This is a genomic window from Halopseudomonas yangmingensis (genome assembly GCF_900114825.1).
Taxonomy (GTDB): Bacteria; Pseudomonadota; Gammaproteobacteria; order Pseudomonadales; family Pseudomonadaceae; genus Halopseudomonas; species Halopseudomonas yangmingensis.
Genome location: NZ_FOUI01000003.1, coordinates 140,355 through 157,564, shown reverse-complemented (window position 1 = coordinate 157,564; position 17,210 = coordinate 140,355). Strand labels below are relative to the sequence as shown.

The window sequence follows — 17,210 nt, the reverse complement described above, 5'->3', positions numbered from 1 at the left end:
TTTCTCCGTATTCGGGTCCTGCCTTGCAGAAATAAATCGACTCCTGCCCTGAGTGCAAGCATAGCCGTCTTTCCTGACTCACAGCCGCGAAGCACAGAACTAACTGATGCGTACCCGGGGTCAGCCCCCTCGCGGCTTGGCCCGCCGGGTCGGCTCGGCCTGCAGCGGGTCATCCGGCCAGTAGTGTTTCGGGTAGCGGCCCTTCATATCCTTCTTCACCTCGGCATAGCTGCCACGCCAGAAACCGGCCAGATCACTGGTGACCTGCAGGGGGCGCTGCGCCGGCGACAGCAGGTGCAGTTTCAGCGTAACCCGGCCATCGGCAATACGCGGCGACTCGGCACTGCCGAACAGCTCCTGCAAGCGTACCGCCAGCACCGGTGGCGACTCGGCATAGTCGATGCGGATGCGCGAACCGGTGGGCACCGTCCAGTGGGTGGGCGCCAGCTCATCCAGCCGTTGCGGCAGCGGCCAGGGCAGCAGCGCAGTGAGAATCGCCGGCAGATCCAGACTGGCGAAGTGGCTGAGCCGGGTGACCCGTTCCAGATAGGGCGCCAACCACTGCTCCAGCGAATCCAGCAAGGTCTGATCGGACAAATCCGGCCAGTCACTCGCCTGCCCGGCCTGCAGGTCCAGCCCGCGCAACAGGGCAATTCGCGCCTGCCACTGACGCAGTGCCGGAGTCCAGGGCAACAGAGTCAGGCCCTGTTTGCGCACCACTGCACAGAGCGCCCGGCTGCGCTGCGCCGGGTCAATCGAGGCCAGCGGTTCGCGCGCCAGTACCAGCGCACCCAGGCGCAACTGTCGCTCGGCCAGCAGGGTTTCCGAGCGCGGGTCCCACGCCAGGGCATCCTCGCTGCTCAGCAGTTCGGACAGATGACTGCGAATCAGCCCCTCGTCCAGCGCCGCCGCCAGAAAGATCCGCGCCTGACGCTGCGCGGCATGCCCGCCCAGACTGGCCACCACCAGCCAGCGCTGCTGGCGCAGTGCATCAACCTCGGCAAAGGCCGCCGCACGACCATTCGCCAGCCGATAGTCACTGCCGGGGTCACCGCGCCGCTGCGCCACCCGGTCCGGATAGGCCAGCGCCAGCAACACCCCGATCCAGTGTTCCGCCGCAGGATCCGGCACCGCCTGGTGCACCGGCAGGCCGTCGATCAGCCGTTGCCACTGCCCGGCCAGTTGCCGCGCACGTTGCAGGGCGCCGCGATCAACTGCCGCCTCAGCACGCGGATCATCAAACAGCGCCAGCCGGCGCTGGATATCCGCATCCGCCACGCCGCGCAGCAGGTCACGCTCGCCCAGCAGCGCCGCCAGCCGGCAGGCCTGCCGACCCAGCCCGAGCGCCTGACCACGCAGCAGCATATGCGCCAGCCGGGGGTGCATCGGCAGGCCGAGCATGGCCTGGCCGTGCTCGCTCAACTGCCAGCCACGGGCATCCTGCTGCAGGGCACCGAGACGCTGCAGCAGCTCACGCCCCTGGGCCAGTGCTGCCGCTGGCGGCTGATCCAGCCAGGCCAGTTCGCTCGACTGCTGGATACCCCACTGCGCCAGCTGCAGGGCCAGCGGCGCCAAATCGGCCTGAAGGATTTCCGCCTCGGCACGCGGCGCCAGCTGCTCATGCTGGCTGGCTGACCACAGCCGATAGCACACCCCCGGCTGCAAACGCCCGGCCCGCCCGGCGCGCTGCTCGGCGGAGGCACGCGATACCCGGCGCGTCTGCAGCCGGCTCATGCCGCTCTGCGGATCAAAGGCCGCCTCACGCGCCAGCCCGGCATCCACCACCACGCGGATGCCCTCGATGGTCAGGCTGGTTTCAGCAATATTGGTTGCCAGTACCAGCTTGCGTCGGCCGTCCGCCGCCGGACTGATTGCCCGGCGCTGCTCGGCCAGCGTCAGATCGCCATACAGCGGCGCCAGCACTATGTCGGGGCGCTGCTGCAGCCGTTCAGACAAGTGTTCGTGTACCCGGCGGATTTCTGCGGTGCCGGGCAGAAACACCAGCAGGCTGCCCGGCTCCTCGTCCAGCGCCTGCATCACCGTCTGCAGCACCCGTGACTCGATCCGTTCACCGGTCTGCCAGGGCGCGCCCCAGCGCACCTCCACCGGGTACTGGCGACCGTCGCTGCGCACCAGCGGCGCCTCCCCCAGCAGGGCGCAGACCGCTGCGCTATCCAGCGTCGCCGACATCACCAGCAGTTTCAGTGGCGGCGAATCGCGCAGGTACTGCTGGGTTTGCAGGCACAGCGCCAGCCCCAGATCGGCATCCAGACTGCGCTCATGGAACTCATCGAAGATCACCAGCCCCACCCCGGGCAGCTCCGGATCGGCCTGCAGCAGGCGCTGCAGGATGCCCTCGGTGACCACCTCGATGCGCGTCTGCGCGCTGATGCGGCTTTCCAGACGAATGCGATAGCCAACCGTCTGCCCGACCTCCTCGCCGAGCAACTGTGCCAGGCGTTCCGCCGCCGCGCGTGCGGCCAGCCGGCGAGGCTCGAGCAGGATGATTTTCTGCCCGGCCAGCCAGTCGGCCTGCAGCAGCGCCAGCGGCACCAGGGTGGTCTTCCCGGCGCCCGGCGGCGCCTGCAGCACCACCGACGGATGCGCCGCCAGCTGCTGCTGCAACGCCGGAATGACCTGACTGACCGGAAGATCCTGCATGCCTGCTACACCCAATTGAAAGACGCGGCATTATACTCTGTGCCTGGAGCCTGTCCGATTGAGTTCCCCAAGGAGAATCCCATGCGTCTCAAACCCCTTGCCAGCCTGCTGCTGAGCGCCACCCTGATCACCCAGCTGAGCGCCTGTGGCACGGTGTTCTACCCCGAGCGTCGCGGCCAGATCAGCGGCGAGATTGATCCCGGTGTGGCCATTCTGAATGGCATCGGCTTGCTGTTCTATCTGGTGCCTGGCATCGTCGCCTTCGCCGTGGATTTCGCCACCGGCGCCATTTACCTGCCGGATGCCCGCTTTTCAGTCGCCCCGCAACAACTGCAACAGGCGCTGGATGCCAACGGCGAGGTCGATCTGCAAAAACTGCAGGCAATCCTCGAGCAGCATACCGGCCAGCAACTGCCGCTGGAGCAGGCCCACGCCTGTGGTGAGCAGGTACGCCAGCGTATTGAACAACGCTTCCCGCAGGCCGATGTGCTGGTACACAAGGATCCGGCCTGAAACGAACAGGGCCGACGCATAGCGCCGGCCCTGTTCGTGGTGTCCGCTGTCGATCGTATGGATCGCTGCCTGCTCCGCGGCCTTGTGGGCTGCAGTGACCGGCTGGTGTGGCACCCGGTAGGGTGTGTAACCCCGGACCGCCTGGTGGGCGGGCCGGCTGGACTGCCGGTCGTGACGTTGTTCGATGGTTGATATCTTATAAAGAATCGCTGGACATTTCTTGTCTTTTATTGCACATATAAACCATCAAAGCGCAACAATTAACCAAATATATAGACAAATGAGCAATTAATGACAGAGCACACCCTGGATCGCCACGATCTGAAGATTCTTGCCGCACTGCAACACGATGCCAGCATCAGCAATCAGGATCTGGCCGAACGTATCGGCCTGTCACCCTCGCCCTGCTCACGACGGGTCAAGCAGCTTGAAGAAAGCGGCTATATCCGCCGCCAGGTGGCGCTGCTGGAGCCGGCCAGACTCGGCCTTACGCTCACCGCCTTTGTCATGATCGGCATGGACAAGCACACCCCCGAGCGTTTTGCCGGCTTCGAGGCAGTGATCAAAGGCTGCCCGGAAGTGCTCGACTGCTGTCTGGTCACCGGCATGGAGGCCGACTATCACCTGCGCGTCGTAGTGCCGGACATGGCCCATTACCAGCAATTTCTGCTCGGCACCCTGACCCGGATTGAAGGCGTTTCCAGCGTGCGCTCCAGCTTCGTGCTGAATCAGGTGGTCGCCAGCACCGAACTACCCCTGACACACCTCAAGCCCTGACCCCCGGCAACGTCTGCGCTATAATCGCCACCCATTTACCTCAGGAGGCACGGGATGGACTACGAACAGTTCGAAGCCTTGGCCATGCCGATCATGATCTTCGCTCTGGTCGCCTTTATGGGCTATATCGTCTGGGACCTCGCCAAGCAGTCCAAGGCTGGCCGCTACGGCACTCTGGTGCTGTTTTTTGCGCTGGGTCTGGGCGTGCTGGGCTTCGTCATCAAGGCCCTGATTGTCGGGCAGATTGACAACTGATGGTTTACCGGGTCACCGAAGCTCGCCTGCAACGGGATCGTGTACTGCGCGAACGCATCCTCGACTGCGCCCTGCAGCAGGTCGCCGAAGCCGGCTTCGCCAGCCTGGCAATGACCAGCCTGGCGCGTAGCGCCGGCGTTGCCACCGGTAGCCTGTACCGGCACTTTTCCGGCAAGGACGAAATTGCCCGGGAAATCTTTACCCGCGCTACCGATCTCGAAGTCAGCCAGTTGCGCCAGCAATTGCAGGCACCCGGCACTGCCGCTGAACGCCTGCACAGAGGCATACGCACCTTTGCCGCGCGTGCCTGGCATAGCCGTCAACTGGCCTTTGCATTGATTGCCGAACCGGTGCCGGGTGAAGTCGACGCCTGCCGCCTGCACTACCGGGAAATCTATGCCGAACTCTTCAGCCAGCTGCTGGAACAGGGTAACCGTGATGGCAGCCTGCAGGTCGGCAATATCCCGCTGACAGCTGCCTGCCTGGTCGGCGCGACTGCCGAAGCACTGGTAGGCCCGCTTTCTCCGCAAGCAATCAAATCAAGAGCTGAAGGAGATTCCGCAGCCGACTTTGAACAGGTCTGCAGCGCCCTGCTGGAGTTTTGCCTGCGCGCCGTCGCCGCCCGTCTCGACTGACTTAGCCCAAGACAATCTCGCGCCACTGGCCCGGCTGCAGATCATCCAGCGCCCAGTCGCCAATCCGCACCCGCACCAGCCGCAAGGTCGGCAATCCCACCGCAGCGGTCATCCGTCGAACCTGACGGTTGCGCCCTTCACGCAGGGTAATCGCCAGCCAGCTGGTGGGAATCTGCCGGCGAAAACGCACCGGCGGATCTCGCGGCCACAAATCCGGCTCGGCAATCCGCTCGACCTGTGCCGGCCTGGTCGGTCCGTCATTCAACACCGGGCCGTCGCGCAACTGCTGCAGTTGCGTCTCGCTCGGCTCACCCTCGACCTGCACCCAGTAGATCTTTGCCAGCTTGTGCTGCGGGTCGGTAATGCGCGCCTGCAGGCGGCCATCGTTGGTCAGCAGCAGCAGGCCCTCGCTGTCGCGGTCCAGCCGCCCTGCCGGATACACGCCCGGCAGCGCAATAAAGTCAGCCAGGGTGGCGCGGCCATCGGCATCGGTGAACTGGGTCAGCACATCGAACGGCTTGTTGAAGGCAATCAGCCGTGGCTGTGCCGGCGGCGGGGCTGGCTGGCGCCGTGGGCGAAAGGTCTTGCCGGCAGCAGGTCGGTGACGCATGCGCACTCCGCAAACAACACAACGCCGGCCAGCGCCGGCGTTGCCAGGATGGATATCGGGCCGCCGAAGCGGCCCGCACTCAGGCGCTGAACACCAGTGCCTCGCCCTCGACCTCGGCGTGGATCTGCGCCCCCGGCGCAAAATCGCCGGACAGAATCCGCTGCGCCAGCGGGTTCTCGATCCAGCGCTGGATCGCCCGTTTCAGCGGGCGGGCACCATACACCGGGTCGTAGCCCACGGCAATCAGCTTTTCCAGCGCCGCCGGCGACAGCTCCAGATTCAGCTCGCGCTCGGCCAGACGCTGGCGCAGACGTTGCAGCTGGATCTGTGCAATGCCGCCGATCTGCTCCTTGCCCAGCGGATCGAATACCACCACCTCGTCGACCCGGTTGATGAACTCCGGCCGGAAATGTCCGTGCAGCGCATCCATCACCGCCGCCTTCTGCGCCTCCGGATCGCCGACCAGCTCCTGGATCTGCGTAGAACCGAGGTTCGAGGTCATCACCACCACGCTGTTGCGAAAATCCACGGTACGCCCCTGACTGTCAGTCAGGCGACCATCCTCCAACACCTGCAGCAGCACGTTGAACACATCCGGGTGGGCCTTCTCCACCTCGTCCAGCAGGATCACCGAATAGGGTTTGCGGCGCACTGCCTCGGTCAGGTAACCGCCCTCCTCGTAGCCGACATAGCCGGGCGGCGCGCCGATCAGCCGGGCCACCGAATGCTTCTCCATAAACTCCGACATATCGATGCGCACCATCGCCTCTTCGGTGTCGAACAGGAATTCGGCCAGCGCCTTGCACAGCTCGGTCTTGCCCACCCCGGTCGGGCCAAGGAACAGGAAGGAGCCGCTCGGCCGATTCGGGTCACTCAGGCCGGCACGTGAACGGCGCACCGCATTGGCCACCGCCACCACCGCCTCGTGCTGACCCACCACCCGCTTGTGCAGGGCGTCCTCCATGCGCAGCAGCTTGTCGCGCTCGCCCTCAAGCATCTTGCTCACCGGAATGCCGGTCCACTTGGACACCACCTCGGCGATTTCCTCGTCAGTCACCTTGTTGCGCAGCAGCTGGTTCTCGCTCTTGCCGTGCTGATCAACCATCTGCAGGCTGCGCTCCAGATCCGGAATGATGCCGTACTGCAGCTCGGCCATGCGGTTCAGGTCACCACGACGGCGCGCCTGCTCCAGCTCGGCACGCGCCTGCTCGATCTTCTGCTGGATCTGTGCCGAGCCCTGCACCTCGGCCTTCTCGGATTTCCAGATCTCTTCCAGATCGGCGTATTCCTTCTCCAGCCGGACGATGTCCTCCTTGAGCTTTTCCAGCCGCTTCAGGGCCGCATCGTCGTCTTCCTTCTTCAGCGCCTCGCGCTCGATCTTCAGCTGGATCAGCCGGCGTTCCAGCCGGTCCAGCGCCTCCGGCTTGGAGTCAATCTCCATGCGAATGCGGCTGGCCGCCTCGTCGATCAGGTCGATTGCCTTGTCCGGCAACTGGCGATCGGTGATATAGCGGTGACTGAGCTTGGCGGCAGCAATGATCGCGCCGTCGGTGATGGTCACCCCGTGGTGCACCTCGTAGCGCTCCTTCAGACCGCGCAGGATGGCAATGGTGTCCTCCTCGCTGGGCTCATCCACCAGCACCTTCTGGAAGCGCCGCTCCAGCGCCGCGTCCTTCTCGATGTACTGGCGGTATTCGTCGAGGGTGGTAGCGCCGACGCAGTGCAACTCGCCACGCGCCAGCGCCGGCTTCAGCATATTGCCGGCATCCATCGCGCCCTCGGCCTTGCCGGCGCCGACCATGGTGTGCAGTTCGTCGATAAACAGAATGATCCGCCCTTCCTGCTTGCCCAGCTCGTTGAGCACCGCCTTCAGGCGCTCCTCGAACTCGCCACGGAACTTCGCCCCGGCAATCAGCGAGCCCATATCCAGCGCCAGCAGGCGCTTGTCCTTCAGGCCGTCCGGCACCTCGCCATTGATGATGCGCTGGGCCAGCCCCTCGACAATGGCGGTCTTGCCGACCCCCGGCTCACCGATCAGCACCGGGTTGTTCTTGGTGCGCCGCTGCAGCACCTGAATGGTCCGGCGAATCTCGTCATCCCGGCCGATCACCGGATCCAGCTTGCCCTCCTCGGCACGCTTGGTCATGTCGACGCAGTACTTGTCCAGCGCCTGACGTGACTCCTCGGCATTCGGATCATTCACCGCCTCGCCACCACGCAGGTTGTTGATGGCGTTCTCCAGCGCCTTCTGCGAGACACCCTGTCCCAGCAACAGCTTGCCCAGCGCGGTGCTGTCATCCATTGCCGCCAGCAGCACCAGCTCGCTGGAAATGAACTGGTCACCCCGCTTCTGCGCCAGCGCATCGGCCTTGTTCAGCAGGCGCGCCAGCTCCTGCGACAGGCTGACATCGCCGGTCGGACTGCTGACGGTGGCCAGCTTGTCCAGCGCCGTGGACAGCGCCTGCTTGAGTTGATTGATATCGAAGCCGGTCTGCATCAACAGCGGGCGCACCGAGCCACCCTGCTGGTCAATCAGGGACAGCATCAGGTGCAACGGGTCGATCTGGTTATGGTCGCGACCGACAGCCAGGGACTGGGCATCGGACAGGGCAACCTGAAGCTTGCTGGTAAGGCGGTCTATACGCATGGAGTTCGATCCTGTCTGGCAGGCCGGCACAGGGCCGGCACTGATTCATGTGACTATGAACGCTAGATGGGATCGATTATTGCCCTTTCAAGGGCGAAGGCGTTGATGCCGATCAAGAATCCTGGCGGCTGTCAAGCCAGATCAGGCTGGCCATGCGCCCGGTCTGCTCGCCATCGCGGCGGTAGGAATAAAAACGCGCGGCATCAGCATGGGTGCACAAGCCACCGCCATACAGGTGCTGCACGCCGACACGCTTGAGGCGCAGGCGTGCCAGCTGGTACAGATCGGCCATGAAGTGCGCCTCACGCGCTGCCGGCTCGAAGGCCTGGTCAGCATAGTCATCGTGATCCAGAAAAGCCTGCATCACCTCTTCGCCCACCTCGAAAGCCTGCGGGCCGATGGCCGGACCAAACCACACCAACAGCTCGGCGGGGTCGGTATCCATAGCCGCCACCGTCTGCTCAAGAATCCCATCGGCCAGTCCGCGCCAGCCGGCATGCGCTGCGGCTACGCGGGTGCCCGCGCGGTCACAGAGCAGCACCGGCAGGCAATCAGCAGTCAGTACCGCACAGGCAATCCCGGGCTGATCAGTCCAGCTGGCGTCAGCATCGGCAAGCTGCTGCGGATCGGCCTGCACCACCCGCGTGCTGTGGGTCTGCTGCAACCAGGTCGGCTGGCACCCGAGCTGCTGCTGCAACAGCTCGCGGTTGGCTGCTACCGCCGCGGCATCATCCCCGACATGGGTAGCCAGATTAAAGCTATCCCAGGGCGCCTTGCTCAGGCCCCCGGCACGGGTAGTCACACAGGTTCTTACATGGGCAAGGGCAGGCCACTTGGCCGTCAGCCAGTCACGAGTCATTCGTCGATTTCTCCGTCTTCCTTGAGCAGAGCCAGCAGCTCAAGCATGTCCTCAGGAAGAGGAACTTCCCAGTTCATGCGCCTGCCGTCAAGAGGGTGCAACAATTCAAGACGCCGGGCATGCAACGCCTGGCGTGGAAATTCGCGCAGCAGACGAATCAGTTCGGGGCTGGCCCCGGCCGGAATGCGCAAGCGGCCACCATAGGTTGCATCACCCACCAGCGGGAAGTGGATATGACTCATGTGCACGCGAATCTGGTGGGTACGCCCGGTTTCCAGGTTGACGCGCACATGGGTATGCGCACGGAAACGCCGCAGCACGCGATAATGGCTGACCGCTGTCTTGCCCTCGGCAACCACCGCCATCTTCTGGCGGTTGACACCGTGCCGGGAAATCGGCGCATCCACCTTGCCACCGGCAGTCATCACCCCGACCACCACACACTCGTATTCACGGGTCACGCTGCGCGCCTGCAACTGCTTGACCAGATCGGTCTGCGCCTCCAGGGTCTTGGCTACCACCATCAGCCCGGTGGTGTCCTTGTCCAGTCGGTGCACGATACCGGCACGCGGCACTGTGGCCAGTTGCGGCGCATGATGCAGCAAGGCATTCAGCAGGGTGCCATCCTGATGCCCGGCAGCCGGATGCACCACCAGACCGGCCGGCTTGTTGATCACCAGCAGGCTGTCATCCTCGTACACCACATTCAAATCAATCGCCTGCGGCTGCCAATCGCCCTGCACATCACGCTCGGCCTCCAGTTCCAGATGCTCGCCACCGTACAGGCTGTCGCGCGGCCGCAAGGTCTTGCCGTCAACGGTCAGCCGCCCATCCTTGATCCAGCCCTGCAAACGTGACCGAGAGTGGTCCGGGAACATTTGCGCAGCAATCTGGTCAAGACGCTGACCACCCAGCTCGACGGGGACCCGGGCGGACAATCGAATGGTTTCTGACATGCGGAACTCGCTGAGGCAGGCAGTGACCAGAAAGGATTCCCTTTTGGTTTCAGCACCGCGCTGTGGTTAAATACGGCTTCGCTGTCTGCGCAACGGCCGGGATCGGCGGGGCAGGCAGCGCTGTTGAGCGCCAACTATAACAGGACGCCCCAGTGCGCAACAGCACAGGGCAACCCCTTCGGAATCATGCTATGCCGCTGAAACATCTTCTGCTGGTCGCCCTGCTGTCCCTGCTTGCCGCCTGCTCCAGCAAAACCCTGGACGAGTCGCTCAGCGAGTCGGAAATCTATGTAATGGCCCAAAAGGACCTGGACGCCAAAAGCTACGGTGCTGCCGTAGAAAAACTGCGCGCACTGGAGTCCCGCTATCCGTTCGGCCGTTTTGCCGAACAGGCGCAACTCGAACTCATCTATGCCTACTACCAAAACTTCGAGCCGGAAGCCGCGCGTGCTGCTGCCGACCGCTTTATCCGCCTGCACCCGCAGCACCCTGATGTCGACTACGCTTACTACATGCGTGGTATGGCCTCCTTCACCCGTGACCGTGGCATTTTCGAACGTTTCCTGCCACTGGACATGACCCGTCGTGACCCCGGTGCCGCTCGCGACTCCTTCAACGAATTCGCCCAGCTGGTCAGCCGCTACCCGAACAGTCGCTACGCTGAAGATGCTCGCCTGCGCATGGTCTACCTGCGCAACCTGCTGGCTGCCTATGACGCCCACGTCGGTCACTTCTACCTCAAGCGTGGCGCCTACGTCGCCGCTGCCAACCGTGGCCGCTATATCGTCGAGAACTACCAGCAGACACCGTCGGTAGGTGACGGACTGGCGCTGATGGTCGAAGCCTATACCCGCCTGGCGATGGATGATCTGGCCGAGTCAGCCCTGCTGACCTTGCAAGCCAACTATCCCGAGCATCCCAGCCTGACTCGCGGCAGCTTCCGCCATCACGTTGAACCTGCCCAGCGTGATGCCCGCTGGTTCGAGCGCATGACCGTCGGCGCACTGGACAAGGTCTTGGCACCGCCACAGAGCATGGGCAGCACCCAGATGGAACGCGAGATCCGCCAGCAGCACGACAACCTGCGTGCCGCCCTGCCTCGCGAGATCCGCTCGCCACAGCAGCCCAAGCGCTCGTTCTGGAGTCGCCTGACGTTCGGCTTGCTTGACTGACAACACACCCACAAAAAAACCGGCCTGGCCGGTTTTTTTGTGCCTGACCGATAGTCCCGCCTTAGCCGGCAGTTGTCACCCTGGCAGCTCGTGCTGCATGCAGCTTGTGGTAACTGGCCAGCAGACGCTGGTGCCGGTCCAACCCCTCCAGCTGCAGGCTGCTGGGCGTCAGGCCATGAAAGCGCAGCTCACCACGCACCGAAGCAATCACCTCATTCAGCGTCTGCACCCCAAACATGCGTCCCAGATTGAACTCGAAGTCAGCCAATTCCAGCTCTTCGTCCAGCTCGATTTCCAGCACGGCTCTCACCGCCTGATAGAACAACCCACGCTGCACAGTGTTGTCGTTGTACTGCAGGAACATTTCCACCAGCTCCAGTGCCGCCTCAAGCTGCCCCAGCGCCAGATTCAGCAGCAACTTCAGTTCAAGAATAGTCAGCTGACCCCAGGCAGTATTCTCGTCAAACTCGATACCGGTCAGAGTGGTGATGCTCATATGCTCGTCAAGCTGACTGTCTTCCAGGCGCTCTAGCAGGTCAGCCAGCGCCGCGTCATCCAGCGCATGCACACCGAGAATGTCGGCGCGGAACGCCAGCGCCACGTTGGTGTTGTCCCAGATCAGGTCTTCCACCGGATAGACCTCGGAATATCCCGGCACCAGAATACGGCAGGCCGGTGCGCCCAGATCCTCACGCACCATCATGTACACCTCGTGGCCCATCTCATCAAGAATGCCCATCAGGGTCGCCGCTTCCTCCTCATTACTGCCGGAGAAGTCCCACTCGCAGAAGTCCACATCCGCACGCGAACTGAAAAAGCGCCAGGAAATCACCCCGGACGAATCAATAAAATGCTCAACGAAATTGTTCGGCTCGGACACCGCCAGCGAATTGAAGGTAGGTGGCTGCAGATCATTCAGCCCCTCGAAGCTACGCCCTTGCAGCAACTCGGTAAGGCTACGCTCAAGCGCCACCTCCAGCCGTGGATGCGCGCCGAAAGAGGCAAACACCCCACCGGTACGCGGATTCATCAGCGTCACGCACATCACCGGAAACTGTCCGCCCAGCGAAGCGTCCTTGACCAGCACCGGGAACCCCTGTGCTTCCAGCGCCTGAATGCCCTCGACAATCGCCGGATAGCGCTGCAACACCTGCGGTGGCACATCAGGCAGAACCAGCTCTTCCTCAATGATCTGCTTCTTCACCGCACGCTCGAAGATTTCCGAGAGGCACTGCACCTGCGCCTCGCACAAGGTATTGCCCGCACTCATGCCATTGCTCAGATACAGGTTCTCGATCAGATTGGACGGGAAATACACCGTCTGACCATCCGACTGGCGGACAAAGGGCAAAGCCACGATGCCACGATCTGCCCGACCGGAATTGGTGTCGATCAGATGCGAGGCACGCAACTCACCTTCGGGGTCAAAGATCGCCAGGCAATGCGCATCCAGAATACCTTCCGGCAAGGCATCCTCCGGACCTGACTGGAACCAGCGCTCCTCGGGGTAATGCACAAAGTCCCGGTCAGCGATCTGCGGCCCGAAATACTGGTCGTTGTAAAAGAAATTGAAATTCAACCGCTCGATAAACTCGCCGAGTGCCGAGCACAGCGCACTTTCTTTGGTGGCACCCTTGCCGTTGGTAAAACACATCGGCGACGCGGCATCGCGCAAATGCAGTGACCAGACATGCGGTACCAGATTTCGCCAGGAGGCGATCTCGATTTTCATCCCCAGCCCGGCGAGGATACCGGTCAGGTTGGCGATCGTTTGTTCCAGCGGCAGATCCTTGCCCTCGATCCAGGTCGCCCCGTCTCCAGCCGGACTACCCAGCAGCAACGCCTGGGCATCATCGTCGATACTGTCAACCACCTCGATGACAAACTCCGGCCCGGCCTGCACCACCTTCTTCACCGTGCAGCGGTCAATCGAGCGCAGAATACCCAGGCGGTCGCGCTCGGAAATATCCTCAGGCAGTTCCACCTGTATCCGGAAGGTCTGGCGGTAGCGGTTTTCCGGGTCGACAATATTGTTCTGTGCCAGCCGGATGTTCTCGGTCGGAATATTGCGCGCGTTGCAATAGACCTTGACGAAATAGGCGGCACACATCGCCGAGGAAGCCAGAAAATAGTCAAAGGGCCCCGGCGCCGAGCCATCCCCCTTGTAGCGGACCGGCTGGTCGGAGATGACCTTGAAGTCGTCGAAACAGGCCTCCAGACGGAGGTTGTCGAGATAGTTGACCTTGATTTCCATTAAGAGATACCGAAGCGTGGCGTAGGCAAAGCCGGTGATTATCCCGTATTTGCTGCCAGCTGTCTGTGACCGACCTGCAAGCGCAAACCGGCAGCAGTTGCGATGGAACGGCAACAGCCCCTAGGATGAAGCCATCCGGAACAACAACCACGGCCACCCATTGACGTCACCGAGCAACCAGACCCCATATCGCCGACACCCGGTTCGCTGGCTGGGCGTACTGGCGATCCTGCTGGGCAGCCTGCCAGCACTTGCCAGCCAGTCGCTCACACTGCGGCTCGGTGCCTTGAACAACGTCGACTACCTGGCCGAACTCCTGACCCGGGTTCTACAGGACGACGGCCTTGTCGTGGACGTCATCACAATTCCGGGGATTCCCACCACACGTCTTGAACGCATGCTTGAGCAAGGAGCCATCAGCGCCATGCTGCTGGGAGAAACCCCGGCACGCAACCAGCGCCTGCTGCCGATATACGTGGAAATGACCGACAACCTGATGAACCAGCGCATCCTGTTTATTCCACGCGGCCAGCAGGAGCGCTACAGCAGAGTGCATACGCTCGAGGATTTTCGTGCACTGGGTGTCGTTGCCGGCATGGGTAGCGACTGGCGCGACCTGCAAATCTGGCAGGCCAACAACCTGCCGGTAACCAGCATCAGCGGTGACTGGCGACGCCTATACGAGATGTTGGCCAGCGGCGGCCGAGGAATCGACTATCTGCCACGGGGAGCCATGGAGATGGCCGGAGAATGGTCACTCCATCGCAAGCTGCAGATGGAAGAGAAGCTGGTGCTGGTCTATCCGCACGACCATATTCTGTACATCTCGCCACAACACCCCGAACTGCACGCCAGGCTGGCCCGGTTACTGCCTCAGGCACACGCCAGCGGACTGATTCGCCAACTGGCACACAAACACTTCCAGGCCGTGTTCAAGGCGCCAGTCAATCTGCAGCAACGCCGGGTTATTCATCTGACGGAATAACGCTGCCCTGGCGCAGCCTGGGCTATCGCCCGAATCAATACCCGCCCTGGCGCTCAACGCAGTAGACAAACGAGCGACCGGGATCACGGGGATCGGCAACCAGCGAAGGGGCCTCGCCAGCCAGTGCCGGTACCGATAACGCAAAATCAATCCCGAAACGCGCCGTCAGCACCGGCTTGGCCTCAGTTGCCGGCACATCAAACACGGCCATATGGAAATTCTGGGTTCCCGGCACCACCAACTCTACCACCGGCAACCCAAAGAGCTGCTCCTGCACGTGAAAATGGTACAACCCGTCACGCTCCTTGTAGGGCTTGAGACCACGTTCAGAAAAAAAGCTGTGGGACGGGTTTCTGTCAGGCTCGTCATAGTAGAAAAAATCAAACTGGCAAACATCCAGCCCGGCAAACAACTGGTCAAGATCAGCAGCTCCCACCGGGGAGGCAAGCAGCAAACCGGCCAGTGCGGCTTTATGGACAGATCCTTTCATTGGCCCTCCAGGGCAGACACAGTATTTTTCATCGCTGGACACAGTCGCCACAGGAGTGTGGCGACTGTTTCAGTCCGAACTCAGGGACACACTGATCCAATCAGACAGCTGCAAACACGTCACCTTATGGCAAGCGTTCCGGATTTCCCGCAGACACAGTAAAGACAGAGGTTACCTGGCTGTTATCAAGATCGAGCAACTGGTAATGGTCGCCGGCATCAAGAACCTGATAACACTTTCGCATGCCACGGCGAGTCTGCCGATACTGGTTGCAGAACTCACCTTGCGCAGCAATTTCCCACTCACCGGTATCAATATTCCCCTCGAAGTTACGAATGGTAAGCGTACCGTCAGCCTTGACATAGATCGTAAAGGTACGCACTTCCTCGCGTTCAAAACGCGCCAGGCGCGTTTCGCTGTGAAGTGTGTTTCCGGCAATCAGCTGCTCTATCTGACCGGCGTTCAGCGCCGGGCCAGGTTGAGCGGCGTGCGCTGTGCCGGTCACAGCTATCAGGATTAAAGTGATGGCAAGGGTTACTCTGATCATCATGACATCTCGACGGTAATTGGATAAAAATACTGCCCACAGGGCCTGCAAATAAACTGGTATGACCTGTGCATCATCACATCCTGACAGGGCACGCGTACAGGGTTGATGTGATGCCCCCCCCAGGGCATCCGGAAAACACCCTGGGTCGCGGTTCAGTCATCCATGCGCCAGCCGGATGTGATCGGATAGCGGCGATCCCGGCCAAAGCCACGCTGGGTAATGCGTGTACCCACAGCAGCCTGGCGGCGCTTGTATTCATTCAGGTCGACCAGCCGCACCACCTTGCGCACCATATCGGGGTCATGGCCAGCGGCAATGATGGCACTGGCCGAGAGATCCTGCTCCACATAGAGCCGGAGAATGTCGTCCAGCACCGGGTAGGCCGGCAGCGAGTCCTCGTCCTTCTGGTCGGGTGCCAGTTCGGCTGACGGCGGCCGTTCGATAACCCGTTGCGGGATCGCCGCTGACAGCGTGTTGCGGAACTCAGAAAGGCGGAACACCAGCGTCTTGGGGACATCCTTGAGCACATCAAAACCACCGGCCATGTCGCCGTACAGCGTGCAATAGCCGACCGCCACCTCGCTCTTGTTACCGGTGGTCAGCACCAATGCACCGGTCTTGTTCGAGATGGCCATCAGCAGGGTGCCCCGGCAGCGTGCTTGCAGGTTTTCTTCGGTAGTATCACGTCCGCGCCCTGCAAACACCGGTGCCAGGGTCTGCATAAAGGACTCGACCATGGGAGCGATCGGCAATACCCGGTAGTGCACGCCAAGCAACCTGGCCTGCGCCTCGGCATCTTCCAGGCTCATGCCGGACGTGTAGTGATAGGGCATCATCACCGCCTCAACACGATCCGCGCCCAGGGCATCTACTGCAATTGCCAGAGTCAACGCCGAGTCGATCCCGCCGGACAACCCCAGCAGCACACCCGGAAAACCGTTCTTGCCAACATAGTCGCGCACACCCATGACCAGTGCCTGATAAACGCTGGCCTCCAACTCCGGCAACTCTGCCACGCCACCCTGGCGGAGTTCGACTTGCTGCTCATCCCAATGCACATCAACCGGATACAGTCCCTCAGCACAGGCCGGCGCCCTGACCGCCAACCGGCCATCGGCATTCATTGCCAGCGAACCACCGTCGAACACCAGCTCATCCTGCCCCCCTACCTGGTTAACGTAGATCACCGGCATGCCACCTTCGACACAACGCTGGCGAACTACCGCCTCACGCTCGTTCTGCTTGTCCATGTGGAAGGGCGAGGCGTTCAGGTTAAGCATCAGGCGCGCACCGGCGGTACGGGCCTGCGCCATGGGGGCCGGGTGCCAGATATCCTCACAGATGCTCAGGGCGACTGGCAGGCCGTCTATCTCGACCACGCAGGCGTCGCTACCGGGGGTGAAATAGCGTTTTTCATCAAACACCTGGTAATTGGGCAACTGCTGTTTGGCATAACTGGCAAGCAGACTGCCGTCGGCCAGCACGGCAGCCATGTTGTAGCGCTGGCCGTCCTGTTGCCAGGCGTAGCCAACCACCATATGTATGCCACTGACTGTGCTGGCCAGTTGCTGCAAGGCACGTTCCGTTCGCGCCTGCATGCTTGAACGCAGCAGCAGGTCTTCCGGCGGGTAGCCGCACAGCGAGAGCTCGGAAAACAGGATGATGCGCGCATCCATTTCGTCACGGGCATGCCGGGCGGCTTCGACCATGCGCTCCAGGTTGCCGGCAATATCGCCGACCCGCAGGTTCAGTTGGGCCATGACGATCCGCAAGGTGGCACTCATCACATATTCTCCGGCTGGGCAATCGGCCTATTGTCAGGGATGCCGGCGTTCGCGGCAATCAT

The 17,210-nt window shown here is 62.2% G+C and carries 15 protein-coding genes; 6 read left to right on the top strand and 9 right to left on the bottom strand.

Annotation, left to right across the window (positions count from 1 at the left end):
- Nucleotides 1-120: 120 nt before the first annotated feature.
- Nucleotides 121-2,661 carry an ATP-dependent helicase HrpB gene (gene hrpB, locus BMZ23_RS04845; protein WP_093473481.1) on the bottom strand — a complete coding sequence of 847 codons (2,541 nt, stop codon included), beginning with the start codon at nt 2,659-2,661 and terminating at the stop codon, nt 121-123.
- An 81-nt stretch (nt 2,662-2,742) separates the two neighbouring features.
- Between hrpB and BMZ23_RS04840 the strand changes: the two genes are divergently transcribed.
- The 4 genes from BMZ23_RS04840 to BMZ23_RS04825 all read left to right on the top strand — a co-directional run bounded on the left by BMZ23_RS04840 (nt 2,743) and on the right by BMZ23_RS04825 (nt 4,841).
- Nucleotides 2,743-3,174 (top strand): cation transporter dimerization domain-containing protein, encoded by a 432-nt coding sequence (locus BMZ23_RS04840; RefSeq protein WP_093473479.1) that lies wholly within the window; start codon nt 2,743-2,745, stop codon nt 3,172-3,174.
- A 291-nt stretch (nt 3,175-3,465) separates the two neighbouring features.
- A complete protein-coding gene (locus BMZ23_RS04835; protein WP_093473477.1) occupies nt 3,466-3,951 on the top strand; it encodes an Lrp/AsnC family transcriptional regulator in 486 nt (161 codons plus the stop codon).
- A gap of 54 nt (nt 3,952-4,005) precedes the next feature.
- Nucleotides 4,006-4,206, top strand: coding sequence for a DUF2788 domain-containing protein (locus BMZ23_RS04830; RefSeq protein WP_093473475.1), 201 nt, complete (start codon nt 4,006-4,008; stop codon nt 4,204-4,206).
- On the top strand, nt 4,206-4,841 hold the full coding sequence (locus BMZ23_RS04825; protein WP_093473473.1) for a TetR/AcrR family transcriptional regulator: 636 nt from the start codon (nt 4,206-4,208) through the stop codon (nt 4,839-4,841). The genes BMZ23_RS04830 and BMZ23_RS04825 overlap by 1 nt, the downstream gene beginning before the upstream one ends.
- 1 nt (nt 4,842) lies before the next feature.
- On the opposite strand, the gene BMZ23_RS04820 is transcribed toward BMZ23_RS04825, so the two are convergent.
- The 4 genes from BMZ23_RS04820 to rluD form a co-directional block, all read right to left on the bottom strand.
- A complete protein-coding gene (locus BMZ23_RS04820; protein WP_093473471.1) occupies nt 4,843-5,451 on the bottom strand; it encodes a pseudouridine synthase in 609 nt (202 codons plus the stop codon).
- A gap of 79 nt (nt 5,452-5,530) precedes the next feature.
- Entirely contained in the window at nt 5,531-8,098 is a 2,568-nt protein-coding gene (gene clpB / locus BMZ23_RS04815; RefSeq protein WP_093473469.1) for an ATP-dependent chaperone ClpB, read from the bottom strand.
- A 112-nt stretch (nt 8,099-8,210) separates the two neighbouring features.
- The gene (pgeF, locus tag BMZ23_RS04810; RefSeq protein WP_093473467.1) at nt 8,211-8,957 is read right to left on the bottom strand and encodes a peptidoglycan editing factor PgeF; all 747 of its coding nucleotides are present in this window, start codon (nt 8,955-8,957) and stop codon (nt 8,211-8,213) included.
- Nucleotides 8,954-9,913 carry a 23S rRNA pseudouridine(1911/1915/1917) synthase RluD gene (gene rluD / locus BMZ23_RS04805; protein WP_093473465.1) on the bottom strand — a complete coding sequence of 320 codons (960 nt, stop codon included), beginning with the start codon at nt 9,911-9,913 and terminating at the stop codon, nt 8,954-8,956. The genes pgeF and rluD overlap by 4 nt, the downstream gene beginning before the upstream one ends.
- A gap of 191 nt (nt 9,914-10,104) precedes the next feature.
- Here rluD and BMZ23_RS04800 point away from each other — a divergent pair, with 191 nt between their 5' ends.
- Nucleotides 10,105-11,085: an outer membrane protein assembly factor BamD gene (locus BMZ23_RS04800; protein ID WP_093473463.1), complete on the top strand. Its 981-nt coding sequence runs from the start codon at nt 10,105-10,107 to the stop codon at nt 11,083-11,085.
- A 61-nt stretch (nt 11,086-11,146) separates the two neighbouring features.
- On the opposite strand, the gene BMZ23_RS04795 is transcribed toward BMZ23_RS04800, so the two are convergent.
- On the bottom strand, nt 11,147-13,339 hold the full coding sequence (locus BMZ23_RS04795; protein ID WP_093473462.1) for an OsmC domain/YcaO domain-containing protein: 2,193 nt from the start codon (nt 13,337-13,339) through the stop codon (nt 11,147-11,149).
- A gap of 160 nt (nt 13,340-13,499) precedes the next feature.
- Between BMZ23_RS04795 and BMZ23_RS04790 the strand changes: the two genes are divergently transcribed.
- Nucleotides 13,500-14,324, top strand: coding sequence for a hypothetical protein (locus tag BMZ23_RS04790; protein WP_093473460.1), 825 nt, complete (start codon nt 13,500-13,502; stop codon nt 14,322-14,324).
- 34 nt (nt 14,325-14,358) lie between these two features.
- On the opposite strand, the gene BMZ23_RS04785 is transcribed toward BMZ23_RS04790, so the two are convergent.
- The 3 genes from BMZ23_RS04785 to BMZ23_RS04775 form a co-directional block, all read right to left on the bottom strand.
- Complete coding sequence (locus tag BMZ23_RS04785) at nt 14,359-14,814, bottom strand: hypothetical protein (RefSeq protein ID WP_093473458.1); 456 nt, start codon at nt 14,812-14,814, stop codon at nt 14,359-14,361.
- 124 nt (nt 14,815-14,938) lie between these two features.
- Complete coding sequence (locus BMZ23_RS04780) at nt 14,939-15,361, bottom strand: hypothetical protein (RefSeq protein WP_143069564.1); 423 nt, start codon at nt 15,359-15,361, stop codon at nt 14,939-14,941.
- 155 nt (nt 15,362-15,516) lie between these two features.
- Entirely contained in the window at nt 15,517-17,148 is a 1,632-nt protein-coding gene (locus tag BMZ23_RS04775) for an NAD+ synthase (RefSeq protein ID WP_093473453.1), read from the bottom strand.
- Nucleotides 17,149-17,210: the final 62 nt, after the last annotated feature.